This is a genomic window from Marinobacter sp. E2 (assembly GCF_055755345.1).
In genome coordinates, this window is record NZ_CM146911.1 from 3,423,586 (window position 1) to 3,447,296 (window position 23,711).

The following is a 23,711-nucleotide window of genomic DNA, read 5'->3' on the forward strand; positions in this document are numbered from 1 at the left end:
CTGGCGTAGTGGGGGCCTTAGTCCCGGATTCAATCAGGGAGTTCCAAAACGGCGCCGTTCACGCTCATCGAAACCGTAAATAGCCTGGGAGATACTGGAAGATGCACCGTCGCTGCCGCCCAGGCCCTTCAACTGAACCTGGAACAGGATCCGCCCTTCCAGTTGCCGATCATCGGTCAGATAGTTCTGATGCACCACCTGAACGCTCCAGCAACAGTTATTGTATTCAAGTCCCGCCAGAGACCCCACCGTACGATCCAGGTTCGAGTCGTAGACCCAGCGGCCGATCAGGCTGACACTGTCCGTTACCGGAAACACCGTGGCAATGTCGGACTGCTCGAGCTCATTGCGGCTGTAGGTGTGTCCGAGTGATGCCAGGTAGCGGTAATCGTCGGTATGGAACACCAGTTGGCTGCGGCCCTCTTCGGTGTTTCCGGTGTCTGGATCCCACAGCCCCGAGGAGCGGATCTCCAGACTCTCCAGCGGATTGAGCACCACCTCACCGGCCAGCGGTGAGCGGCTACGGGTACTGGCACCCTGGCCAAACAGGGTAACCTCCCGGTCGTCGAAATACTGTACCTGACCAATGCTGAACCGGGCCCGCTCCGCCCCTGTCAGCAGATCATTGAAACGGCTGGTCACGGCGACGGTCAACTGGTTGGCGTCGCCCACCCGGTCGCCCCCGGTAAACCGGTCCGGGCGGAACAGCTGGTCAAACCGGAACGTCTGCAGGCCGGTGTCAAAATCCGGGATATCGTTCTGGTCAGCCTCGGCATCGGCCCAGGCATAGTACAGCCGTGGCTCCAGGGTCTGGTTGTAAGGCACATCGAACAGGCTGCCCTGGCGATCAAAATAGAGGCCGTTATCCCACTCCGCCACCGGCACCGTCCGATCCAGGCTGCCATCCCCGAGCGTGTAATCCTCCAGCTCATAGCGGGTGTAATCCAGGGTCACGGAGGGGCGACTGAAGCCCCACAGCGCCCGCATCGGCAACGCCAGCTCCGGCCGCGCCCTCAGGCGCTGGCCGTTGGCGCGGTCCAGGCCGGTGAGCCCTTCGTTGTCCCGGTAGAAATTGGTGTACTGGGTTTCCAGATTGGCCTCCACCACACCGGCCTGGGCCTCGCCGGCGTAGATCACCTCCGGCAGCTGTGCATAGGGCCGGTTGGCGTTGGATATCCGGTCGCTGATGGTCTGGTAATCATTGAGGTAGGCGTCCAGGTACTGCTGGTCGCTACGGTAGGTCACCCCGCCGCGGCGCTGCAGGTGAGTGGCCTGATTGATCTCGAGGCTACGGTTCAGGTCGCTCAGGTAATCTTCGTCGCTGACCACGGAGAAGTCTCCGTAGCCGCGCCAGCCGCTGCCAAACTCGGCGCGGGTAGTGGCGTCCAGCGCCCAGCGCTCGCCCGATTCGCCGGGGTTCTCTTCCTCGAACTCGCTGTCGTTTCCGATGTAACCCAGCTGCAGCGTGGTTTCCCCCAGACTGCTCAGGTAACGGCCTTCCACCTCATTGAACAGGCCCCGGCCATGGATGTACTGGGGCGTGAGGGTCGCGTCGTAGTGAGGCGCCAGATTCAGGTAATAAGGCACCGCAATGAATGCACCGCTGCCGGCACTGGAGGAGCCAAACTGGGGATAGAGAAAACCGGTCTTGCGCCGGTCGTCGATGGGAAAGCTGGCCCAGGGCCAGTAGAACACCGGCACGTCAAGCACCTCCAGACGCAGGTGTTTGGCCGTGCCGAAACCCTCCGCCCGATCCAGCCGGATCTCCGAGGCGACAACGGCCCAATCGTTCTGCCCCGGGGCACAGGTGGTAATCAGCCCCTCCTCGATAACCACCTGCTGCTCGCTGATTCGGGATAACCGGTCAGCGCGACCGCGCATTTCCGGACCGTGCAGGAGGAAAGTTGCCGTGTTGATGTCCAGGTGGCCGCTGTCCACGTCGTAGTCGGCGGTCTCGCCGGTGAGCAGAAAGCCTTCGCCCCGGCTGACCAGGGGGCCCTGCACCGACACCGCACCCTCGGCCTGGTTGTAGCGGGCCTGACTTCCGGAAACCTGGAAGCCACCCTGTCGCAGCCGTACGTCGCCCTGGAGGAACAATTCCCGATCGATTTCGTAGCGGGCATTCAGGCCGCTGGCATGCAGGGGCTGCTCGCTGTCCGCAACGCCCGGCAACAAATCGATCTGCGTCTCGCCCGCACCAGAGGGCAGGTAGCCGCCTTCACAGAACACCGGCAGACCGGCGCGTACCGCCTCCGGCAACTCGGCCCTCGGCCGCCAGTCTATCTCGGCTGCGGACGGTGGCGTCTGGGCGTGACCACTGCCAGCAACACCCAGGGTACCCATCAGCAACCATCGGCCGCACCGGCTCTGCCACCGACGATTCGGCGATTGCAGTGGGTATTGGGGGCGTGGCACGGTGGCAGGATCCTGTTCCGGGTGACTGTAACGACGGGCCTATCAACAGCGGCCTAGTTTACACGTGCCCCGCAGGGTTGTTAACGGAAACTCCGCTGCAAAACTGTTTTACCCTCTTTATACTCCTCTGCTAACTTTCGCTGTGCGTGACAGTACATTCACCCACAGGATCGCTCTCTTCACAGGATCGAACCCCAATCTATGGACACCCGCCTGCAGATGCTGACCGAGTGGGTCAGACAGTTTCCCGGATTCGAACACTGCCAGGCCGAGCCGGTTTCCGGCGACGCCAGCTTCCGGCGTTACTTCCGGGTCTGGCAGGAGGCCGGGCAACGTATCCCCCATATCGTGATGGATGCGCCCCCGGAGCATGAGGACTGCGTGCCGTTTGTGGCTATTGCACGGCACTGGCATCGCAAGGGTGTGTCCGTGCCCGGGATCCTCCAGGCCGATCTCGCCCAGGGATTCCTGCTGCTTGAGGATTTCGGTGACCGGCTGATGCTGGGACAGCTCAACGACCACTCGGCGGATGCCCTGTACCGGGCGGCCATGGACGAGTTGCTGTTGATTGCCGGCCAGTCATCCCCAACGGATTACCCGCTGCCACCCTACGATGCCACGCTGCTGGAGCGCGAAATGGCGCTGTTCCCGGACTGGCTGCTGGAACGGCAACTGGGCATGAGCCTGGATAACAGCGATCGAGCGCTGCTGGACACCACGTTCGCGATACTCCGGGAAAGTGCGCTGGCCCAGCCGGAAGTGACGGTGCACCGGGATTACCATTCCCGCAACCTGCTGGTTCGCACGGACCAGGAGCGGCCCGGCGTCATTGATTTCCAGGACGCCGTGACCGGGCCCGTGACCTACGATCTCGTCTCGCTGCTGAAAGACTGCTACATCCAGTGGCCGGAGCAGCGGATTTGCGAATGGCTCGAACACTACCGGCAAAGGAGCCGCGAGGCCGGCCTGCATCGGGCCGATCCCGACACCTTCCGGCAGTGGTTCGAGTTGATGGGCATGCAACGCCACCTCAAGGCGGCGGGCATTTTCGCCCGGCTTTCCATCCGTGACGGCAAGCACGGTTACCTGAATGACATCCCGCGTACGGTGCACTACCTGATGGTCGCCAGCAGTCGGCAACCGGCCCTGCGGCATTTCCACGAATGGCTGAGCGACACGGTGATGCCCCGCATTGAGGCCAGCATCGGCAAGGCGCCCGGCCGGGAGCGGCCTGGTTCGTGAAAGCGATGATTCTCGCCGCGGGCAAGGGCGAACGCATGCGGCCGCTGACCCTGAGCACCCCGAAACCGCTGCTGAAAGCCGGCGGTAAACCATTGATTGCCTATCATCTGGAGCGACTGCACGATGCGGGGATTCAGAACGTGGTCATCAACCATGCCTGGCTCGGAGACCAGATTGAGGAAACCCTGGGCGGCGGCCAATCATTCGGTGTTTCAATACAGTATTCCCGGGAAGGCGAGCCCCTGGAGACCGCCGGAGGCATCGTACGGGCCCTGCCCATGCTTACAGGCCCCGACTGTGACTGGTTCCTGGTGATCAACGGAGACATCTGGTGCGACTTCGACCTCTCGACGCTGCTGCCGTTGGCCGTGACCCCGCCCGCCAATACCGACGCCGTGCTCGTGGTCACCCACAACCCCTCGCACCATCCGTCCGGCGATTTCCATCTCAATGCGGAAGGCCTGCTGACCGACGACGACCGGGGCCGGCACACCTTCACCGGCATCAGCCTGCTGCATCGCCGTCTGTTCGATGGTCTGAACGACCAGGCCGGCAAACTCGGCCCGGTGTTGCGCAGGGCCATGGCGCGGAAGCGGGTGCGAGGCCTGTTCCACCCGGGGCAATGGGTGGATGTGGGTACGCCGGAGCGGCTGCGGACCCTGGATCGACAACTGCACGGCAGGACATACGACCACCATGGCCAGCACTGACACTCGCTCCGTTCTGCCGGCTCGCATGGAAGCCGAGTTCTCGAGCCTGATGCAGGAGCTCTCCGCCTGCGGCCACCAGGCGCCGGCTCTGATCGAACGGGCTCGCCTGCCCCGCTGGTGCCGCCGGCCGCTGTTCTTTTTCCTGGGCTATATCGCCAAGGCCGACGGGCGTGTGACCGAAGCCGATATTGGCCACGCCGAGTCGCTGATCAAGGCCATGAAGCTGTCCCGGCGCCAGCGTCGGCGAGCCATTGGCTGGTTCCAGCAGGGCAAATCCGCCGACCGGCTCCCCTTCCTCCGGGGCCTGGCTCTTCGACTCTCCCGTCGACTCTGGCCGGCCCCGGCCCTGAAAACCGCCATCTGTCTCTGCCACGCCAGCCAGCTTCATGGCCGCCCGGCCAAACCGCGACGGTATCGCTGCGAAGACGCCATCGATCAGATTGGCCTGCCCGTTGGTGTCACCGAGGAAATCTTCGACAGTTACGCGAGCAAGGTCTGGGCCCGCCAAAGCAAGAACCTGGCCCGCCCCACCAGCTACCAGCAGGCCTGTGAAATTCTCGGCGTGACCCGGCGGGATTCCCTCGAGATCATCAAACGGGCATACCGGAAAAAAGTGTCCGAATGCCACCCGGACAAACTGGCGCAGCAGCAAATCAGCGCCAGTGAGCAGTCGCTGGCCAAGGAACGCCTGCTGCACTATCAGCAGGCCTGGGAGTTGATAAAGCGCCACCATAGCCCGCGCTGAGCCCGACCGCCCGGGGCCGGGTTCACCTCGATTGCAGCCAGGCCGACACCCGGCTGGCCACCGAGTCGCCGAGGGGCTCGAGCGGCGGACTCAGCCAGGGCACCGGTTGCCGGTCCACGGTGGCCACGCCGGCCCTTCGCAAGGTCAGGCCGATGGTCTGCTCCGGGTCCGAGGCCTCGCTTACACCCCCCGACGGGTAGAGCTCCAACATCCTGGGCGCCAACCCTTCCAGCCGTTCGGGCAGGGCCTGCCGGTCAACGGGATAGAATCGGGGGGCCACCCAGATCAGCGCCGACACCTCATTGGCCTCGAGGGCATGATTGGCCACGTGCACCGCTGCCTGGCCAATACCCAGCAAGGCCGCCGCATCGTATCCCCTGCCACCCAGTTCAGCCACCGCAGCGGACAGTGCCTGGCTGATGCGGCCCCGATATCGCTCCTCCAGACCTTCGGCCTTCTCTGCGGCCATGACGTCGATCATCACGGACTGGGTCGACGGCGGCTCTGAAGAGGCAGCCTCTTTCTCCCCGGACGGTGTCGGTGAGCGTGTCAGTATTTGCTGCAGCACCGGGGACGGCGCCTCCAGCCCAAGGCTCATCACCGCCCAACCTCTGGCGCTCAGGCCTTGCGCCAGTGCCCTGGTAATACCGGAGGCGGCGGTCTCGCCGGTATCAGCGAGTACAACCACAGCGCCCAGGGCCGGCGCTCGGTCCTCCGGGTGAAACAGGGCAAGCGCACGCCCCTCGTTCTCCAGTTCAAGCCAGACCGACGACTCCGGAAAGGTCTGGCTCAGGGCCTGTTCGCCCGAGCCGGTCCAGAGCATAGACCGTTCCGCGGTGCTACTGGCGTCCGGTGCGGTATCGCTCTCGACCTTCGGTTCCTGGGCCGGCAGCGGCGACGCCAGAATCCACAGCAGGATCACCGCCCCGGCTGCCGTCACGCCCCCCGCCCGATTCCTGATCGTGTGCACAGATGCTTACCCTTCCCCTGCGAAAAAAGCCGATTGAGCTGTTAGACTAGCAGCCATTGTGAAATTGCGGCAGGGACCGCTGACCGGGCCACGCGCCATTACCCCAATCGTCCATTGTTGCGAGAGAGTTGTCATGAACCCTTACCTGATTGCCCCATCCATCCTGTCCGCCGATTTTGCCCGCCTGGGCGAGGAAGTCGATAACGTACTGGCTGCCGGCGCCGACGTGGTGCACTTCGATGTGATGGACAATCATTACGTGCCCAACCTGACCATCGGGCCCATGGTGTGCGAAGCCCTGCGCAAGCACGGCGTCACCGCCCCCATCGACGTCCACCTGATGGTGTCTCCGGTGGACGACCTGATCCGCATGTTTATCGACGCCGGTGCCAGCTACATTACCTTCCATCCGGAAGCGACCAACCACATTGATCGTTCCCTGCAACTGATCCGGGACGGCGGCTGCAAGGCAGGCCTGGTGTTCAATCCGGCCACGCCGCTGCACTACATGGACCATGTAATGGATAAGCTCGACATGGTGCTGCTGATGTCGGTGAACCCGGGCTTTGGTGGCCAGAAGTTCATTCCGGGCACCCTGGACAAGCTCCGGGAGGCCCGCAAGCGCATTGACGCCAGCAACTACAACATCCGGCTGGAAATCGACGGCGGCGTGAAAACCGACAACATCCGCGAGATCGCCGAAGCCGGCGCCGACACCTTTGTGGCCGGCTCCGCCATCTTCAACACGGACGATTACAGGGCCACCATCGACGCCATGCGCGAAGAGCTGGAGCAGGCCCGCACGGTGATCAGCCAATGAGCCTGGCGGGGCTGTTCAGCCCGCGCTGGCCCGGCGTGGCCCTGTTCGACCTGGACGGCACCCTGGTGGACAGCGCGCCAGACCTGGCTGCAGCGGTTGATCAGATGCTGGCGCACCTGGGCCGCTCGCCCGCAGGGCTTGAGCGGGTGCGGCAGTGGGTTGGCAATGGCGCCAGCGTGCTGGTGCGCCGGGCCCTGGCCGGCCAGGTAGACTGGGAGCCGGCCCGGCCGAAAGACGATGCCCTGTTCAAGGATGCCCTGGCGATCTTCTATCACGCCTACGGCACCATCAATGGCCGGCACTCGGTGGTCTACGCCGGCGTTGAGGCCTGCCTGACCCATCTCAAGAACCAGGGTTGTCGGCTGGGTATCGTGACCAACAAGCCGGAACAGTTTGTTGCCCCGCTACTCGATCAGATGAACCTGGCCCACTGGTTTGACCTGAGCGTGGGTGGCGATACCCTGCCGGTGAAGAAGCCGGACCCGGCGCCGCTGGTCCACGCCATGGAGAAACTCGGGGGGACCCGGGGTACCACGGTGATGGTGGGCGACTCGGCGGCGGATATTAACGCCGCCCGGGCTGCCGGCATCCCGTGCGTGGCCGTTCGTTATGGCTACAACTACGGGCCTTCCGTGGATACCCTGGGGGCCGATGCGGTTGTTGATTCGCTGGCCGAGCTTTTGTAATCTCACAAGGAAATTACATTGAGTACTTCATTACGGGAGATTCCTGCCGTGCAGGGACTGAATCTGACTGCAGCGCGAGGCATCCTGACCACCCGCGCAACCCGATGGTGGCGATGGCGCACCGGCTGAACAAGCCCGGAGGCACGGCGGCGTTTGTCCGCTGAGCCTCGCACCCGATGCAGGCGCAGGCTTGCGTCCACAACGCAGATCAGAGTTCAGGAATCCGTACCATGACACCCGAGCAATTCGCCGAGCTCGCCGAGGCCGGCTTTAATCGCATCCCCGTGCACCGCGAGGTGCTGGCCGACCTCGACACGCCTCTGAGCACCTATCTGAAACTCGCCAGCGGGCCCTACTCCTACCTGTTCGAATCCGTGCAGGGCGGCGAGAAATGGGGCCGTTATTCCATTATCGGCCTGCCCAGCCAGGAAGTTCTGAAGGTCTTTGACCACCGGGTTGAAATCAGCCGCGGCGGCGAGATCGTCGAAGCCGAAGACGTGGACGACCCGCTGGCCTTTGTCGAGGCCTATCAGAAACGCTTTAACGCCCCGGACCTGGACGAACTGCCCAGGTTCAATGGCGGCCTGGTGGGTTACTTCGGCTACGACACCGTACGCTACATCGAGAAGCGCCTGCGCCAGAGCTGCCCGCCAGACAAAATCGGCACGCCGGATATCCTGCTGATGGTGTCCAACGAGATCGTGGTGTTCGACAACCTGCGTGGCAAGCTGCACCTGATCGTCCACGCCGATCCCGCCGTGGAAGGCGCGTTCGACAAGGCCCAGATCCGTATCGATGAACTGGAGGGCCGACTGCACCGCCAGACCGCTGATGCCCCGCGCACGCCGGAACACCTGCGTGGAAACGTCGTCGACGAGAGCGATTTTGTCTCCGGTTTCAGCCAGGACAAATTCGAGGCTGCCGTCGACAAGATCAAGGGCTACGTGCTGGACGGCGACGTGATGCAAACCGTGATTTCCCAGCGCATGTCGATTCCCTTCGAGGCGCCACCGCTGAACCTGTACCGGTCACTGCGGGTACTGAACCCGTCGCCCTACATGTATTTCCTGGATCTGGAGGACTTCCACATCGTGGGCTCCTCCCCGGAAATCCTGGCCCGGGTGGAAGACGAAGAGGTTACCGTGCGGCCCATCGCCGGCACCCGCAAACGCGGCGCCACCGATGCCGAGGACAAGGCCCTGGAAGCGGAGCTGCTGGCCGACCCGAAGGAAATTGCCGAGCACCTGATGCTGATCGACCTGGGCCGCAACGACGCCGGCCGGGTGTCGGAAACCGGTACCGTGCGGCTCACCGACAAGATGATCGTCGAGCGCTATTCCCACGTGATGCACATTGTCTCCAACGTCACCGGCAGACTGAAGGAAAACACCAGCTGCCTGGACGTACTGCGGGCCACCCTGCCCGCCGGCACCCTGAGCGGCGCGCCCAAGATCCGGGCCATGGAAATCATCGACGAGCTGGAGCCGGTGAAGCGCGGCGTCTACGGCGGCGCCGTAGGTTACCTGTCGTTCAACGGCAACATGGACACTGCCATCGCCATCCGTACCGCCGTGATCAAGGACAACACCCTGCACATCCAGGCCGGCGCGGGCGTGGTGGCCGATTCGGTGCCCCGCCTCGAGTGGAAGGAAACCATGAACAAGGGCCGCGCCATTTTCCGGGCGGTGGCCATGACCTACAACGATTTCGACCACTGAGGCGGAGGAACGGATTATGTTGCTGATGATCGATAACTACGATTCCTTCACCTACAACGTGGTGCAGTACCTGGCGGAGCTAGGCGCGGATGTGCAGGTTTACCGGAACGATGAGATCACCATCGAACAGATCGAGGAACTGAACCCTGAGCGACTGGTGATTTCCCCCGGCCCCTGCACCCCAAACGAAGCCGGCATTTCCATGGACGCCATCCGGCATTTCGCCGGCAAGTTGCCCATTCTTGGAATCTGCCTGGGGCACCAGGCCATCGGGCAGGTCTACGGTGGTGACATCATCCGCGCCGGTCGGGTGATGCACGGCAAGGTGTCCCCGGTGTTCCACAAGGACACCGGCGTGTTCCGGGGGCTGAGCAACCCGCTGCAGGCCACCCGGTACCACAGCCTGGTGATCGACAAGACCAGCCTGCCCGACTGTCTGGAGGTGACCGCCTGGACTCGCAACGACGACGGGTCCATTGAGGAAATCATGGGCGTTCGCCACAAGACCCTGCCCATCGAGGGCGTGCAGTTCCATCCAGAGTCTATTATGACGGAACAGGGCCACGAGCTGCTGCGCAACTTTCTGAGAACACACGAAGAGGCCGACACATGGACATGAAAGAAGCTCTCAACCGCATTGCCTCCAACCTGGACCTGTCCCGGGAGGAAATGAAGGATGTGATGCGCATCGTCATGAACGGCGAGGCCACCGACGCCCAGATTGGCGCGTTTCTCATGGGGTTGCGCCTGAAGAGCGAAACCATTGATGAAATTACCGGCGCCACCGAAGTCATGCGCGAGCTGGCCACCGGGGTAACGGTGAAGGCTGAGCCGCTGATCGACATCGTGGGCACCGGCGGTGACGGCGCCAACCTGTTCAACGTGTCCTCGGCCGCGTCGTTCGTGGTGGCGGCCGCCGGCGGTTTCGTGGCCAAGCACGGCAACCGGGGTGTTTCCTCCAAAAGCGGGAGCGCCGACCTGCTGGAAAAGCTCGGTATCAATCTGGGCATGAAACCCGAAGAGGTGGCCCGCTGCATCGAGGAAATCGGCGTCGGCTTCATGTTTGCGCCAGCCCATCATGGTGCCATGAAGCACGCCATCGGCCCCCGCAAGGAGCTGGGCTGCCGTACTATTTTCAACATCCTGGGGCCCATGACCAACCCGGCGGGCGTTAAACGCCAGTTGATCGGCGTGTTCACCCGGGAACTGTGTCGTCCCATGGCTGAAGTACTGCAGCGGCTGGGCGCAGAACACATCATGGTGGTGCATTCCAAGGACGGACTGGATGAAATCAGCCTGGCCAGCGCTACCCACGTGGCTGAACTGAAAGACGGAAACATCAGCGAATACGACATCACGCCGGAGGATCTGGGCATCAAGAGTCAGAGCCTGGTGGGTCTGACCGTGGACTCCTCGGAAGAATCCCTGAAGCTGATTCGGGCCGCGTTCGGCCGTGGCCACGACGAAATGGCCGAGAAAGCCCGGGACCTGATCGCCCTGAATGCCGGCGCCGCGATTTACGTGGCGGGTCTGGCCAAGACGCCGAAAGAGGGGGTGGAGCTGGCCCTGGACGCCATGGGGTCAGGCCTCGCCGCCGGCAAGATGTCGGAGCTGGCTGATTTTTCTCAGTGTTTTTAATTTCGGCCTGTTGATTACGGTGCCGGACGAGCCGGTGGGGCGTCCCTTCCGAAACACGCCCGTGAATACGTCCCTGTAGGGCTTGGCTGCAGCCATCCATGGCTGCAGACAGTTTCGGAAGGGACGCCCCACCGGCTCTCGCAAACTTTATACGGGCCTGATATGACTGACAGACATTTAGACAAGACGCCGACCATCCTTCGTAAAATCGTCGATCGGAAATGGGAAGAAATTGACGAGCGGAAACCGAAGGTTTCCATTGCGGACCTGAAAGCCATGGCCGGAGATCAACCTCAGGCACGTGGTTTTGCCAACGCACTTCGTCAGCGAATTGAGCAGCAGACGCCTGCCGTTATCGCCGAGATCAAGAAAGCCTCACCTAGCAAAGGCATCTTGCGGGATCCCTTTGAACCGGCAGTCATCGCAGAGAGCTATGAGAACGGCGGCGCCGCCTGTCTTTCGGTACTCACCGACCGCGACTTCTTCCAGGGCCACGAGGACTATCTGGTGGCCGCCCGCAACGCCTGCGGCCTCCCGGTCATCCGTAAGGACTTCATGGTCGCCCCCTATCAGGTCTACGAAAGCCGGGCCATTGGCGCCGACTGCATCTTGCTGATTGCCGCCTGTCTGACCAAAGACCAGATGCAGGAGCTGGAAGGCATTGCCCACGAGATTGGGCTGGATGTGCTGGTGGAGGTGCACGATGGTGAGGAGCTGGATGATGCGTTGACGCTGACGACGCCTCTGGTGGGCATCAACAACCGCAATCTGCACACCTTCGAAGTGTCCCTGGACACCACCTTTGACTTGCACGAGCGGATTTCACAGGACCGGCTGACCATCACCGAGAGCGGCATCATGACGCGCAGCGACGTAGAAGCGATGACTGTTCGCGGGATTTACGGTTTCCTTGTGGGGGAATCGTTTATGCGAGCAGAAGAGCCTGGTTCAAAATTACGGGAACTGTTTTTCCCCGCAGCCTGACCCCATCAGATGGGGCGAGTCGGCGGGTAGAGCTTTCCAAAATCGTGCGGAGCCAAGGGTAAAGCCCGCAGGGCTTTACGGGCAAGCCATGGACGGCTTGCCCAGGACCTTTAGCGCGACGCAGGAGCAATAAGCGCTAAAGGGCGGAGCCGAGCGTACAGGGAGGTATTCACAGCGTATTTTGGAAAGCTCTACCCGCCGACTTGCATACTCCAATCAGGCCCCAGGTTCAGCTAAAGCCTCCTGCAAAAGTTCCAGAAGATGCGCCGGCATGCCCTCGGCCAACTTTAGCGCGGCCTCATGTCCACGGGGCGACATCTTGCCCCAGGTGCGGCGCACGATGCGCAGCCATTTGTCGCGGTCGTAGTCCGCCTTTTCCTCGTAGAAATCCGCGAAGTACTTCTCCAGGAACACCATGCAGGCCACATCTTCGAGCAGCTGGGTATCGGCGTCCTTGCGCAGCTCCCGTTTGGTCAGGATGGTCTCTACCCGCTGACACTCCTCCTGCGGGTAGCCACAGCCGGCCATGATCTCCGCAGCGCGCTTGCCGTGCATCCGGCCGCAGGCCTGGCGCCATTGGTAATAGGCTTTCCGACCTTCCGGGTAGTCGCTGCGGGGCATGGTCCAGCGCTCGATGTGCTGGGCCCGGCAGGCAATCTGCATGCGCTCGGAGGGCGCGGATTCAAGCGCGAACAGCCAGCGTGTCATGTGCAGGCTGTAGGCGTATTCCTTGGGCAGCTGCTCTCCGCCGAATGACTCCAGGTTGGGATCGGCCCTGTTTGCCGTGTCGATCGCGGCGAGCGCACACTCAAGTCTTGAATCCGTGGTAGTCATTGTGATCTCTCTTCTGGTTCCGGAACCGGCCGGGGTCAGGCCTGTGCCGAGGGACGTTCCTTGATTCGGTCATACCAGGCCTGCAGATTGGTCTGCTCGGGCTGGATGCGGATACCCACCACCCGGGCAAAGGCCACAGTGGTGAAAGCGTTGATATCGGCGGCCGTGAATCGGTCGCAGCAGATGTATTCCTTACCTTCCAGTTGCTTGTTGAGGAAATGCATGAACTTCTCGACGTTCTTGCCGCACTCCTCGCCCCATTCCTTGATAGGGTTCATGCGGTCCTTGAAGTAGCCGGTGGTGTGCTGGAAGCACATGCCGGTTGGCATGAAGAAGTAGTACTCGATCCAGCGCAGCCACTGCTCCAGCTGCGCCTTTTCCAGCGGGGTGTCCCCCAACAGGCTGGGTGTATCCGGGTAGCTTTCTTCGAAGTAGCGGCAGATCGCCATGGTTTCGGCGATGCAGGTGCCGTCGTCCAGCTCCATCACCGGGACTTTCTTCATCGGGTTGCGGGCAGCGTATTCAGGGGTCAGGTTCTCGCCCTTCTGCAGGTCGATCTCAATGAACTCGACCTTGTCCAGCAGGCCTTTCTCGGCCATGAACATACGGACTCGACGGGGGTTGGGGGCGGTTCTGGTTTCGAAGATTTTCATTGTTATCGGCTCCGTTCCTTTAGTAAGCAGCGTTGGCGGTTCAAGGACAGAAGACTGACCGGAAAGAACGGTTGCGTCAAGCAACCGGGATTACCGGGAGAGCCACTGATGCATGCGGCTGATAACCCATTCAGGGTCGTCCAGCGGCAGGTCATGGCCAGCATCGGGGTGCAATTTGAGGGTCCACTGCCAGCGCTGTTCCAGGGCAGCACTGCAGCGCCAGTGCGCAATCCGGTCACCCCGACTGGCCAGCAGCAGGGCCTCCGGAAGCGGGCGTTTTTCAGCAGGGCAGAAACGGGCGGCCGCAGCGAGCTGGTTCAATGCGTTCCGGGCACTGACCGGTCGCTGGCGCTGGGTACTGTACCAACGTTTCGCCAGTTCCAGCGGCACGTCGCGGTTGGAGGTGAGCCGGAGGATATCCCGCTCACGGTCAAACAGTTCCCGACGGGCCAGCAGCCGGAGAATCCGGGGCCAGGCACCGGGGCGCATGCGCTGCCAGGGGGGGCTGAAGCCGGAACTGGTATTGATCAGTACCAGATGCTGGATCTCACCCTCGGTCGCCTGCTGGGCCCAGTCCAGGGCGACCATTCCCCCCATGGAGAGTGCCAGCAGGCTGAAGGGCCGGGGAATATGGTCGACCTGCCGGATCACGCGCTGGCGGATCCCGGCAATGGTATCCGGACTGTCCTCACGGAAGTGGACACCGGTACCGGGCAGGTCCACCGCATGAAACTGGTGCCCCGGAAACACATCCTGAAGGCGAGCGGGGAAGTCCCCCCAATGGGCCTGCTCCCGCGTCAATCCGCGCAACAGAATCCAGTGCATAGGTTCGTCCTGTCGGGTTGCCACGCCACCATGGGCTTATTGGGTGTCCCGGTACCAGTGCATGATGGCCGCTGCCCTCAGCATGGACTCCTCCTCGTGAGCCGGCAACCAGTTCTCGTGGCTGGCCGCCGCATTCACCAGGAAATCCATCCAGGTAAGGTGGCTGCGCAGCACCCGCTGGTGCCGGTGCGGCACCAGCGGATTGAACAGACCATCCAGACGCAGCAGTTGCCGGGGTCGTTTCCGGATCCAGCGCCAGGATCCCATCTCAAGGGTCAGCGGCAGGAACACACCGGCGCTCTCCCGGTTTACCTGCTTGTAGAAATAATCCCAGAGGTCCCCGTGGGTCAGGTAGTGGCGCGACTGGGGTTCGAACCGGTAATTGTGATTCGGGTAGGCCTGTTCCCAGATCAGTTTCAGCGCCATCACCGAGGCGATCCGGCGCATGGGTCGACGGCGATAGGCGTAAGGAAACCAGATCTGGTCCTGCCAGCCGAAGCCCGAGTGGCAATCGAGGGCGACACTGAACGGACGACCGGGCAGCAGTTCGCGGATCACCGTTTCCAGGGCCCGGTTTTCGGTTTCCATACCCTGCTCCGGGTCGCCCGTGTACCAGGGCAGCCGGGGCGACAGGCGCTGTCCACCAAGCAGGAAAGCGCTGCGGTCCTGGGCGGTAATGGGCGCATTACGCATCAGGTCCACCCCGTTGGGGTTGCTGCGCTGGTTCAGGTACATGCCGCCGGGGTTGAGAATCGGCAGCAGGGTAATCCGAACGGTTTGCAGCAGCTGTGCCAGGTGCTGATCCCAGGTCACCCGCGCCAGCAGCGACCGCAGCCAGGCCATCACCACCTGGCTACCGATACGCTCAAGCCCGTGCACTCCGCCAACCACCAGCACCACCGGTGCATCCGGCCGGGTTGACCCGATATCGGCCCGGTAGATCGGCAGCGACAGCTCCTTGAGCGCCACTCGCTCAACCAGATCGGTGGTCACCAGAGCCGGTGCTTCCGCCAGCAGCCTTTCCAGGCTCACCAGCTCCGGCAGGAAGGTGCGCAAGAGCCGCCTCTGGCGACCATCCCGGCCAGCCTGTTCACGGGCAATCGCGGTGTGGGGTGTGAGGTCACGCAATTCGGTCATCGGCATCTCCGGTACAGGAACACCTCAGGGTAGCGGTCAATTGCTACAGATTGTTGACGATGCCCGCAGCCAATCTGTCCACAAACCGGACGGATTTTCGTTACACCCTTGTAACTGAGCTGAGGATCGTTATCCTAAAGAGTAAGCAATAACCGAGACCTCTGTTTTGCCTGACCTCGACAGCACGCTGAAAACTGCTGTTATCCCGGTCCTTATGGACTGCGGCTCCCCCGTACTGGAAGTCACACCGGCAACGGTGTGTAACCTGGCACCGGCCCCCGGCACGGTGCAACCACCAGAACCATTCTCGAAGAAGCACAAACCCTGAAAAAGGAGAAGTGACCATGCGAAAGCTCACGTCTGCTGCAATGCTTTGCGCTCTATCCATTCCCGCCGTCGCCCAGGCTGACTGCGGCGAGGTGTCTATCACCGAAATGGGCTGGGCGTCCAATACGGTGGTCACCAACGTTGCCACCTTCATCATGGAGCAGGGCTATGGCTGCGATGTCACCATCGTGCCCTCCGATACCGTGCCGGCGGTGACCTCGGTCGCCGAGAACGGCGAACCGGACATCGTCACCGAGCTTTGGCTGAACTCCGCCGGCGAGGCCTACCTGCGACTCGAAGAACAGGGCAAGGTCGAGCGTCTGGGCAAGGTCCTCGATCCGGGCGGTGTTGAAGGCTGGTGGATTCCGACCTACCTGGCCGAGAAACACCCCGAGCTCAAGACCATCGAGGGCGTCATGGCCAACCCCGAGCTCGTTGGCGGGCGCTTCAACAACTGCCCGGACGGCTGGGGCTGCCGGGTGGTCAGCGATAACCTGGTTCGTGCCCTGGACCTGGAAGAGTCCGGCATTGAAGTGTTCAACCATGGCTCCGGCGAGACCCTGGCATCCTCCATGGCGTCTGCAGTACAGAACGAGGAGCCCTGGTTCGGCTACTACTGGGGCCCGACCGTGCCACTGGGCAAGTACGACATGACCCGCGTCGATCTTGGCGAAATCAAGCCCAAGGTGCACCAGAAGAACCAGACGCCCGACGTGGACAATCCCGGTGTGTCTGACTTCCCGGCTGCCACCGTGCTGACTTCTGTCACCACTGACTTCAAGGAGCGCGAGCCGGAAGTGGCCGAGATGCTCAGCAAGCTGACCTTCCAGACCTCCACCATGAGCTCGATCCTGGCCTGGATGGATGAAAACAACGCCTCTGGCGAGGAAGCCGCGGTCTACTTCCTCACCAATAACCGCGATGAGTGGTCAAGCTGGCTGAACGACTCCGCACGGGAGCGTCTGGCAAGCGTTCTGAATAACTGATCACCTGCCCCGCCCGGGCCACTGCCACTTGGCCCGGGCAACCCTCCGCACAATCACACTGAATTCAGACGCGCGCAGGAGAGACTGAACGCCCATGGCAACCTACGACCCTCTGTTTTCCGCCCTCGGCCTTGAGGACTGGTGCTCCGAAGGCAAGAGTGACGGCCCCATGTCGATGGCCGATCTGCTGGCTAAAACCAAGGGCAAGGAAGCCGAAGACCCGTCCATCTGGGAACTGCCGTTCCCGTCGATGGATGCATTGAACGAATCCTGCGCCGCGTTTCCGCAGTCCAGGGAACTGACCAAGGGGCTGGAGCAGGGTTTCCTGGCCATCAAGGACAGCCTCAGCCTGGTGCTGGACCCGCTGACCCAGCCTCTCAGCTGGTTCCTGGACGGTGCCCTGTACGCCATGCTGAACACGCCCTGGTGGATTGTTATTCCGGTTCTGCTGGGCATCGTATTTCTGGTCACCAAATCCTGGAAGCTGGTGGCGTTTGTCGGCGGCAGTGTCATGCTGCTGGCGTTCATCGACCACTACGACTACGCCATGCAGACGCTGGCGATCATTTTTGTATGCGCCTTCCTGTGCGTGTTGATGGGGGTGCCCATTGGCATTGCCATGGCACGAAGCAATGCCCTGCAGCGTATGATCGTACCCATACTCGACATGCTGCAGACCCTGCCGCCTTTCGTGTACCTGATACCGCTGATTTTCCTGTTCAGCGTCACCGAATCGAAGCTCTACGGCATCGCCATCATCCTGTACGCCATCGTGCCGGTGATCCGGCTGACCAACCTGGGCATCCGCCTGGTGGACAAGGATGTGATCGAGGCCGCCGACGCCTTTGGCATGACCCCGCGCCAGAAGCTGTACAAGGTGCAGATACCCCTGGCGCTGCCCAACATCATGGCCGGGGTCAACCAGACCATCATGATGAGCCTGGCCATGGTGGTGATTGCCTCGCTCGTGTCTGCGCCCGGTCTCGGGGTGCTGGTACTCCGGGGCATCCGAAATCTGGAGCTGGGCGTGGGCCTGGTATCCGGTCTCGGCATTGTCATCCTGGCCGTTATCCTTGACCGGGTGACCAAGGCATCGCTTGCCCGAATCAACGTTTCCCAGAAGCAGTGAGGAGCCAGGTCATGGCAAAAGACATCAAGATTTCGATCCGGAACCTCTACAAGATCTTCGGCCCCACGCCCGATGTCGCCCTGGAATACGTGCGCAAAGGCATGGGCAAGGCAGAACTGCTGGAGCAGCAGAAACACGTGCTTGGCCTGCGGGACATCAACGTGGATATGCACGATGGCGAGATCACCGTGATCATGGGTCTCTCCGGCTCAGGCAAGTCCACACTGATCCGCCACCTAAACCGCCTGATTGACCCCACGGCGGGCGAGATCCGGGTGGATGGCGAGGATGTCATGAGCTATTCGGAGGAACAGCTGCGCCGCCTTCGCCGTGAACGCATGTCGATGGTGTTCCAGAAGTTCGCCCTGTTGCCTCACAAAACCGTGCTGGAAAACGCCGGCATGGCCAAGGACATTCGCGGCTACACCACCTCGGATTTCGAGGCGGATGCCCGCAAGTGGCTGGCCCGGGTGGGCCTGGAGGGCAACGAACACCAGTACCCACACCAGCTCTCCGGCGGCATGCAGCAGCGGGTGGGCATTGCCCGGGCGCTGGTCTCCGACGCCCCGATCATGCTGATGGACGAGGCCTTCTCGGCACTGGACCCGCTGATCCGCTCCGACATGCAGGATCTGCTCCTGGAACTGCAGGGTGAGCTGCATAAGACCATCGTGTTCATCACCCACGATCTCGACGAAGCGCTTAAGCTTGCCGATCATCTGGTGATCCTGAAGGACGGCGAGGTGGTGCAGCAGGGCGACCCGCAGCACATACTGCTGGAGCCGAACGATCCCTACATTGTCGACTTCATCAGCGATATCAACCGGGCCCGGGTACTCCGGGTGCGCTCGATCATGAGCAAATCCGGTCAGGCCGGCGACAACAACTACGCCGGCGATGTCACCGAGCAGGACAACCTCGAAACCGTGCTCAAGGTGTCTGAGGGTGACATGACCCTGTGTTTCCGGGTAATGCGGGAGGGCGAACAGGTAGGCACACTGCACATGAAGGATCTGGCGCGGGCCCTGGTGCCCACCGCAGCGTCTGCCGATCGGGACAAAAACGCCGCCTGAAGCCAGGCGACCGTTACAAAAGACGCGCCACGAACTATGCTTACAGGAGAAGTATCCCTTCCCTGCTGGAACGAAGATCGTGGCAAGAATCCTGTTCTGCTGCTTGGCCCTGTTCCTGGCTGCCTGCTCGGAGCCTGAGGATCCCCCCGTTCCGGTCATGGAAGTGGCGGCCGAGACCGCCACGGGGTTAGAACCGGAGTCAGGACCGGAATCAGAACCTGAGCCAGAACCTGAGCCAGAACCGGCGCCACGGTCACCCCGGACCATCACCATTGCCGCCGACCCCTGGTGCCCGCACAACTGCGAGGCCGGTACCGATCATGAGGGCTACATGATCGACATTACCCGGGAAGCGTTTGCCCGGGCGGGCATCGAAGTGGAATACGTCAACATGAGCTGGGCGCGGGCCCTGCAGCTGGCCCGGGAAGGCCATATGGACGCCGTGGTGGGCGCACTGCCGGCGGATGCCCCGGATTTCGTGTTTCCGGAGGAAGCCATCGGCCATACCACCATCGCCCTCTACACCCATCCGGACAGCGACTGGCAATACGCCGGCGTCGAATCCCTGGCCGGCGTCATCCTGCTTGCCATCAACGGCTATGCCTACTCGCCGGAACTGGATGCCTACATTACCCGCAACCAGGACGATCCCGAGCGGGTCTGGATCCTGTCCGGGCCGGCCCCCCTGGGGCGGGCCATCGAATTGCTGTACAAGCGACGCTCCGATGTATTCCCCGAGGACCGCTTTGTCATGGCCTGGGAACTGGCACAGGGCGGCGATACCCGGACGCTCAGATTGGCCGCCGTGCTCCACCAATCGCCTCTGTATGTCGCCTTCTCACCAGCCCGCGATGAGTCCCTGCGGCTGGCCACCCTGCTGTCCGAGGGCACTCGGGCCCTGCAGGCCTCTGGCCGGGCCGAACAGATCCTCGGCCGCTACGGGCTGTCCTGGTCGGATTGAAATGCGCGGATAACCTTTCCCCCGGCGGAAGTCAGCAGCAACTCCCCCTGTTGCCCGATGCGGATGTCCGTAGCCGCCTGAAGAATATCGAGGAACCTCTGTTCCTGGGTCATCAGGGCTGGCGCACAGGCCATGCGTGTGGCCGCTACCGGTCCCACTTCAATGCCCTCGCCCCTGAGCGCATAACTGCCGGTGTAGCGGTTGCAGGACGCCCGGCCGGCGATGCGGTTGTTGTCGAGAAACTCGATGGTGACTCGCGAGCGGTCAATGATACCGGTGTCGCCGATGTCCTCAACAATCCAGACGGCTCCCCGGAACAGGCGCTGACGGTCGCCACCGCAGCCGCTGTAGGGCTCGCCATCCACGGTCAGGCGAACCTGGGCCGGATACTGGGCGCCGGACATGCTGTCCTGGCAGAGCTGCCGTGCGATGGTCAGGCTAACGTCCAGTTCATCAACGGTCGCTGTGTAGGTTTGACCGTGCCGGTTAGCGGTATCCAGGGTCACGGGCAGCCGGCGGGTGCCCCGCTCTTCGAAGGGGCGGGTCAGCAGCAGTTCCCCGTCTTCAATGGTGGCGTGCCAGAATGGCTCGTTGCCCCGGGCTTCAAAGGGCATCTCGATATCGCCGGGCTTCAGGCATTCCGGGTAGGACCGCCCGCCGATGGTCAGGGTCGCCCGCTGGCCTTTGCTCCAGAACCGGGTGTTGTCATCTCCAGGCGCCACATACAGTGCCCCGGAGGCGCTTACCGCGGGTTTAAGTAGCAGGCGGCGGTCGAGGTAATTGATTCCGAGCAGATCGCTGCCCTCGGTGCCAGCCACCTGGATCTCCAGCTGGCCGCAATGGTAGGTTCCGAAGAAGGTTTCGGGTGTGCTTTCGGTATTGCCTCCCGGCAGCGTCGAGCAGGCGGAGGCCAGCCACCCGGCACAGGTAACGACGGACAGCGTCAGAACTCGTCGTGAATGCATGGTCAGTTCCCTTGTTCGCATGATGTTCGGACCACAGTTTAAAGGGCACGGCCAGCACAGGCCAATGCCATGACATCCCGAGCTTCTTATCCGGCGGCGTCGGCAGTATGCTAGCCCAAACCATCAGGAGGCTGCCATGGCGCTGAAACTCTACCAATTTGCCATTTCCCACTACTGCGAAAAGGTTCGCTGGGCCCTGGATTACAAGGGCATCAACCATGAGACAGTCAATCTGTTGCCGGGCCAGCACATCAAGACAATTCGCCGGCTGACCGGACGTGAGTCGTCAGTGCCGGTGATTGATCACGACGGCCAGGTTGTCCAGGGTTCCGCCCGCATACTGGACTACCTGGATGAAACCTTTCCCGAGCATCCATTGACCCCGGACGATCCTGTCGAGCGCGAGCAGGCCCTGGCCTGGGAACGCCGGCTGGATGAGGAAGCCGGGCCGGCGATTCGCTGCTACTCCTACCACCATTTCCTGAAACGCCCCAAGGTGGTGGTGCCGATGCTGGCGGCGGGCACGCCTTTTTACAATCGCATTCTGCTCAGCCTGGCCTTCAGCCGGGTAGACGAGGTGATGCGCAATTGGATGAAAATCAATGAAAAAACTGCGGAGCAATCCCGGCTGACCATGGAGGGACTGCTGACCGAGCTTGAGCAGATCTATGGCTCCAGGTCGTTCCTGGTGGGTGATCGCTTCTCCCGCGCAGACCTGACCGCCGCCGCGCTGTTTGCGCCCATGTTCCAGCCAGCCCAATACCCGGTGCCCTGGCCCAAAGCCAAGCGTATTCCCAAGGACATCCAGGCCTGGCTGGACCAGTGGAAACCGCAGCTGGCCGCCCTGGAGGCTGTCTACCGGGACCACCGCGGAGGCGATGCCAGCCCCTGAGCCGGGCCTGTCGGAAATGGTCAACGGAACTGGCGGGAACCGACATTCCCCGGCGACGGTTCCGTGCCAGAATACCAATACCATTCCCTGATCCCGGCGGTATTCCATGGCCCTGACCGACATGATGCTGGCAGTGCTAGAAGACAGTGGCCTGCTGTCCCTATGGCAGTGGGCCGCGCCCTGGCTGGCGCTGGACGAGCGGCAACTGATCTTCGTGATTGCCACCCCCCTGTTCATTGCCGTGACCCTCTGGGAATACCTGCGGATACGCCACAACCCCCGCCTGATGGATGCCCGCGAAGCGGTGCGGAATTTTGCCCTGGGCGCCGGCTATCAGATCACCGAACTGCTGTTCGCGGGGATCATTGCGTTTCCCGTATACGCCCTGTGTTACCACTACCGTCTGCTGGACCTGGAACTGAACGCACTCACCGCCTTCCTCACCTTTCTGGGTGTGGATTTCTGCTTCTACTGGATGCATCGGGCGAGCCACCGGGTGCGCTGGTTCTGGGCGGCACACGTGGTTCACCACTCCTCCGGGCGCATGAACTTCTCCACCGCCATGCGCCAGAACGCCACCAACATTTTCAACGGCATGTGGGTGTTCTACCTGCCCATGGCCCTGATTGGCTTTAATCCCGTGTGGATCGGTGTCGCCTATGCCTGCTCACTGGTGTACCAGTTCTTCATCCACACCACGCTGGTGGGCAAGCTGCCGGCCTGGGTCGAGGCGATCTTCAACACTCCCAGCCACCACCGCGTGCACCATGGCCGGAACCCTGGCTACATCGACCGCAACTACGGCGGTACGCTCATCATCTGGGACCGGCTGTTCGGCACCTTCGTGGACGAAAAAGCGCAGGAACCGCCGGTGTACGGCATCACCCGCCCCGTCGACTCCACCAACCTGATTGTGCTCTGGACCCACGAATACGTGGACCTGTTCCGCGACATGGCCCGGCCGGGCGGATTATGGTCTCGCCTTACCCATCTTTGGAAACCGCCGGAGTGGCAGCGCCCGGCAAAGGACGACAACAACAAGGAACCGGGCGGATATGACCGACACACACCCACTGAGTCTGGACACCCCTGACCAGCACACCATCACTGGCAGCCTGACGACACCCGCCAACCCTGCCGGCGTTCTGGTGATCAGCCATGGCATGGCCGAACACGGTGACCGCTACGCGCCCCTGGCCCGCTGGCTCGCGGACCGGGGCCTTGCGGTCATCACCTACCATCATCGCGGCCACGGCACCGGTTGTCCGGCGACAGCCCTTGGCCATTACGCCGACACCCGGGGCTGGCTCCGGGTGATCTCTGACCTGCATCAGGTCATCCAGTACGCTCAGGCCCGTTTCCCCGGGTTGCCGCTGCACCTGTTGGGGCACAGCATGGGCTCGTTCATCGCACAGAGCTACGCGCAGCAGCACGGTGATACCCTGGACAGCCTGATCCTGAGCGCCACCAACCGGATTGATCGCCGCCAGCTGCTGGCGTCCGGGGCGCTGGTTCGCCTGATCCGGCTGGTGCGGGGCAAAGGCCACCGCAGCCGACTGGTGGCACGGCTGACCTTCGACCAGTTCAACCACCAGTTCCGCCCGAACCGGACTCCGGCGGACTGGCTGAGCCGCGATCCGGAACAGGTTGACCGCTACATTGCCGATCCGCTCTGCGGCTTCACCTGTACGGTGGGGCTCTGGCAGGATTTCATCGGAGGCATGCTCGGCATTCGCCCCTCGCTCTGGCGGAAGAACCTGCCCGTGCACCTCTTCTCCGGCACGGCAGACCCGGTCGGGGAAATGGGGCGGGGCGTCCGCCGTCATTTCCAGGCCATTCGCGAGGCAGGCATCGAGAACGTGACCCTGCGGTTGTTTGAGGGCGGGCGCCATGAGATGCTCAACGAAATCAACCGCGACGAAGTCTGGCAGTACTTGCATTCCCTGTGTCTGTACAGGGAAAATCAAGCCGGTCAGTCAGCCGCCTAACAGTAAGTCCTGC

Annotated in this window: 23 protein-coding genes; 16 read left to right on the forward strand and 7 right to left on the reverse strand. The window is 62.4% G+C overall.

Annotation, left to right across the window (positions count from 1 at the left end; genetic code table 11):
* Nucleotides 1-33: 33 nt before the first annotated feature.
* Nucleotides 34-2,343 carry an LPS-assembly protein LptD gene (locus AC0J1C_RS15665; protein WP_473046571.1) on the reverse strand — a complete coding sequence of 770 codons (2,310 nt, stop codon included), beginning with the start codon at nucleotides 2,341-2,343 and terminating at the stop codon, nucleotides 34-36.
* A gap of 273 nt (nucleotides 2,344-2,616) precedes the next feature.
* Here AC0J1C_RS15665 and AC0J1C_RS15670 point away from each other — a divergent pair, with 273 nt between their 5' ends.
* Genes AC0J1C_RS15670 through AC0J1C_RS15680 form a run of 3 tightly spaced genes read left to right on the forward strand, consistent with a single transcriptional unit; the run spans nucleotide 2,617 to nucleotide 5,112 of the window.
* Nucleotides 2,617-3,657, forward strand: coding sequence for an aminoglycoside phosphotransferase family protein (locus AC0J1C_RS15670; RefSeq protein WP_473044709.1), 1,041 nt, complete (start codon nucleotides 2,617-2,619; stop codon nucleotides 3,655-3,657).
* Nucleotides 3,654-4,367 (forward strand): N-acetylmuramate alpha-1-phosphate uridylyltransferase MurU, encoded by a 714-nt coding sequence (gene murU / locus AC0J1C_RS15675; protein ID WP_473044710.1) that lies wholly within the window; start codon nucleotides 3,654-3,656, stop codon nucleotides 4,365-4,367. Before AC0J1C_RS15670 ends, murU begins: the two co-directional genes overlap by 4 nt.
* Nucleotides 4,354-5,112 (forward strand): DnaJ domain-containing protein, encoded by a 759-nt coding sequence (locus AC0J1C_RS15680; RefSeq protein ID WP_473044712.1) that lies wholly within the window; start codon nucleotides 4,354-4,356, stop codon nucleotides 5,110-5,112. The genes murU and AC0J1C_RS15680 overlap by 14 nt, the downstream gene beginning before the upstream one ends.
* A 22-nt stretch (nucleotides 5,113-5,134) precedes the next feature.
* Here the strand turns inward: AC0J1C_RS15680 and AC0J1C_RS15685 are convergent, their stop codons facing one another.
* Nucleotides 5,135-6,052, reverse strand: a complete 918-nt coding sequence (locus AC0J1C_RS15685; protein ID WP_473044713.1) for a DUF3530 family protein — start codon at nucleotides 6,050-6,052, stop codon at nucleotides 5,135-5,137.
* Between the two features lie 163 nt (nucleotides 6,053-6,215).
* Here AC0J1C_RS15685 and rpe point away from each other — a divergent pair, with 163 nt between their 5' ends.
* The 6 genes from rpe (at nucleotide 6,216) to trpC (ending at nucleotide 11,928) form a co-directional block, all read left to right on the forward strand.
* Nucleotides 6,216-6,902: a ribulose-phosphate 3-epimerase gene (gene rpe / locus AC0J1C_RS15690; RefSeq protein ID WP_473044714.1), complete on the forward strand. Its 687-nt coding sequence runs from the start codon at nucleotides 6,216-6,218 to the stop codon at nucleotides 6,900-6,902.
* Nucleotides 6,899-7,588: a phosphoglycolate phosphatase gene (locus tag AC0J1C_RS15695; RefSeq protein WP_473044715.1), complete on the forward strand. Its 690-nt coding sequence runs from the start codon at nucleotides 6,899-6,901 to the stop codon at nucleotides 7,586-7,588. Before rpe ends, AC0J1C_RS15695 begins: the two co-directional genes overlap by 4 nt.
* 230 nt (nucleotides 7,589-7,818) lie before the next feature.
* The gene (trpE, locus tag AC0J1C_RS15700) at nucleotides 7,819-9,306 is read left to right on the forward strand and encodes an anthranilate synthase component I (RefSeq protein WP_473044716.1); all 1,488 of its coding nucleotides are present in this window, start codon (nucleotides 7,819-7,821) and stop codon (nucleotides 9,304-9,306) included.
* A gap of 16 nt (nucleotides 9,307-9,322) precedes the next feature.
* Nucleotides 9,323-9,925 (forward strand): aminodeoxychorismate/anthranilate synthase component II, encoded by a 603-nt coding sequence (locus AC0J1C_RS15705; protein WP_473044717.1) that lies wholly within the window; start codon nucleotides 9,323-9,325, stop codon nucleotides 9,923-9,925.
* Nucleotides 9,916-10,944 (forward strand): anthranilate phosphoribosyltransferase, encoded by a 1,029-nt coding sequence (gene trpD, locus AC0J1C_RS15710; RefSeq protein WP_473044718.1) that lies wholly within the window; start codon nucleotides 9,916-9,918, stop codon nucleotides 10,942-10,944. Before AC0J1C_RS15705 ends, trpD begins: the two co-directional genes overlap by 10 nt.
* A 162-nt stretch (nucleotides 10,945-11,106) precedes the next feature.
* Complete coding sequence (gene trpC, locus AC0J1C_RS15715; protein ID WP_473044719.1) at nucleotides 11,107-11,928, forward strand: indole-3-glycerol phosphate synthase TrpC; 822 nt, start codon at nucleotides 11,107-11,109, stop codon at nucleotides 11,926-11,928.
* 216 nt (nucleotides 11,929-12,144) lie between these two features.
* On the opposite strand, the gene AC0J1C_RS15720 is transcribed toward trpC, so the two are convergent.
* From AC0J1C_RS15720 to AC0J1C_RS15735, 4 genes are all read right to left on the reverse strand, one after another.
* Nucleotides 12,145-12,762 (reverse strand): DUF4202 domain-containing protein, encoded by a 618-nt coding sequence (locus AC0J1C_RS15720; RefSeq protein WP_473044720.1) that lies wholly within the window; start codon nucleotides 12,760-12,762, stop codon nucleotides 12,145-12,147.
* Between the two features lie 35 nt (nucleotides 12,763-12,797).
* On the reverse strand, nucleotides 12,798-13,415 hold the full coding sequence (locus AC0J1C_RS15725; protein ID WP_473044721.1) for a glutathione S-transferase family protein: 618 nt from the start codon (nucleotides 13,413-13,415) through the stop codon (nucleotides 12,798-12,800).
* A 90-nt stretch (nucleotides 13,416-13,505) separates the two neighbouring features.
* Entirely contained in the window at nucleotides 13,506-14,240 is a 735-nt protein-coding gene (locus tag AC0J1C_RS15730) for an alpha/beta fold hydrolase (protein ID WP_473044722.1), read from the reverse strand.
* A gap of 36 nt (nucleotides 14,241-14,276) precedes the next feature.
* Complete coding sequence (locus AC0J1C_RS15735) at nucleotides 14,277-15,377, reverse strand: M14 family zinc carboxypeptidase (RefSeq protein WP_473044723.1); 1,101 nt, start codon at nucleotides 15,375-15,377, stop codon at nucleotides 14,277-14,279.
* Nucleotides 15,378-15,721: 344 nt separating this feature from the next.
* Between AC0J1C_RS15735 and AC0J1C_RS15740 the strand changes: the two genes are divergently transcribed.
* From AC0J1C_RS15740 to AC0J1C_RS15755, 4 genes are all read left to right on the forward strand, one after another.
* Nucleotides 15,722-16,690, forward strand: a complete 969-nt coding sequence (locus AC0J1C_RS15740; protein ID WP_473044725.1) for an ABC transporter substrate-binding protein — start codon at nucleotides 15,722-15,724, stop codon at nucleotides 16,688-16,690.
* 94 nt (nucleotides 16,691-16,784) lie between these two features.
* Complete coding sequence (locus tag AC0J1C_RS15745) at nucleotides 16,785-17,819, forward strand: ABC transporter permease (protein WP_473044726.1); 1,035 nt, start codon at nucleotides 16,785-16,787, stop codon at nucleotides 17,817-17,819.
* Between the two features lie 11 nt (nucleotides 17,820-17,830).
* Nucleotides 17,831-18,892 carry a quaternary amine ABC transporter ATP-binding protein gene (locus AC0J1C_RS15750; protein ID WP_473044727.1) on the forward strand — a complete coding sequence of 354 codons (1,062 nt, stop codon included), beginning with the start codon at nucleotides 17,831-17,833 and terminating at the stop codon, nucleotides 18,890-18,892.
* 79 nt (nucleotides 18,893-18,971) lie between these two features.
* Complete coding sequence (locus tag AC0J1C_RS15755; protein ID WP_473044728.1) at nucleotides 18,972-19,853, forward strand: substrate-binding periplasmic protein; 882 nt, start codon at nucleotides 18,972-18,974, stop codon at nucleotides 19,851-19,853.
* On the opposite strand, the gene AC0J1C_RS15760 is transcribed toward AC0J1C_RS15755, so the two are convergent.
* Nucleotides 19,829-20,818, reverse strand: coding sequence for an META domain-containing protein (locus tag AC0J1C_RS15760; protein WP_473044730.1), 990 nt, complete (start codon nucleotides 20,816-20,818; stop codon nucleotides 19,829-19,831). The two genes, AC0J1C_RS15755 and AC0J1C_RS15760, sit on opposite strands and share 25 nt — an antisense overlap.
* Nucleotides 20,819-20,954: 136 nt before the next feature.
* On the opposite strand from AC0J1C_RS15760, the gene AC0J1C_RS15765 reads away from it, so the two are divergent.
* From AC0J1C_RS15765 to AC0J1C_RS15775, 3 genes are all read left to right on the forward strand, one after another.
* The gene (locus AC0J1C_RS15765) at nucleotides 20,955-21,710 is read left to right on the forward strand and encodes a glutathione S-transferase family protein (protein ID WP_473044731.1); all 756 of its coding nucleotides are present in this window, start codon (nucleotides 20,955-20,957) and stop codon (nucleotides 21,708-21,710) included.
* A 106-nt stretch (nucleotides 21,711-21,816) separates the two neighbouring features.
* Entirely contained in the window at nucleotides 21,817-22,803 is a 987-nt protein-coding gene (locus AC0J1C_RS15770; protein ID WP_473044732.1) for a sterol desaturase family protein, read from the forward strand.
* The gene (locus tag AC0J1C_RS15775; protein ID WP_473044734.1) at nucleotides 22,766-23,698 is read left to right on the forward strand and encodes a lysophospholipase; all 933 of its coding nucleotides are present in this window, start codon (nucleotides 22,766-22,768) and stop codon (nucleotides 23,696-23,698) included. The genes AC0J1C_RS15770 and AC0J1C_RS15775 overlap by 38 nt, the downstream gene beginning before the upstream one ends.
* Nucleotides 23,699-23,711 lie beyond the last annotated feature (13 nt).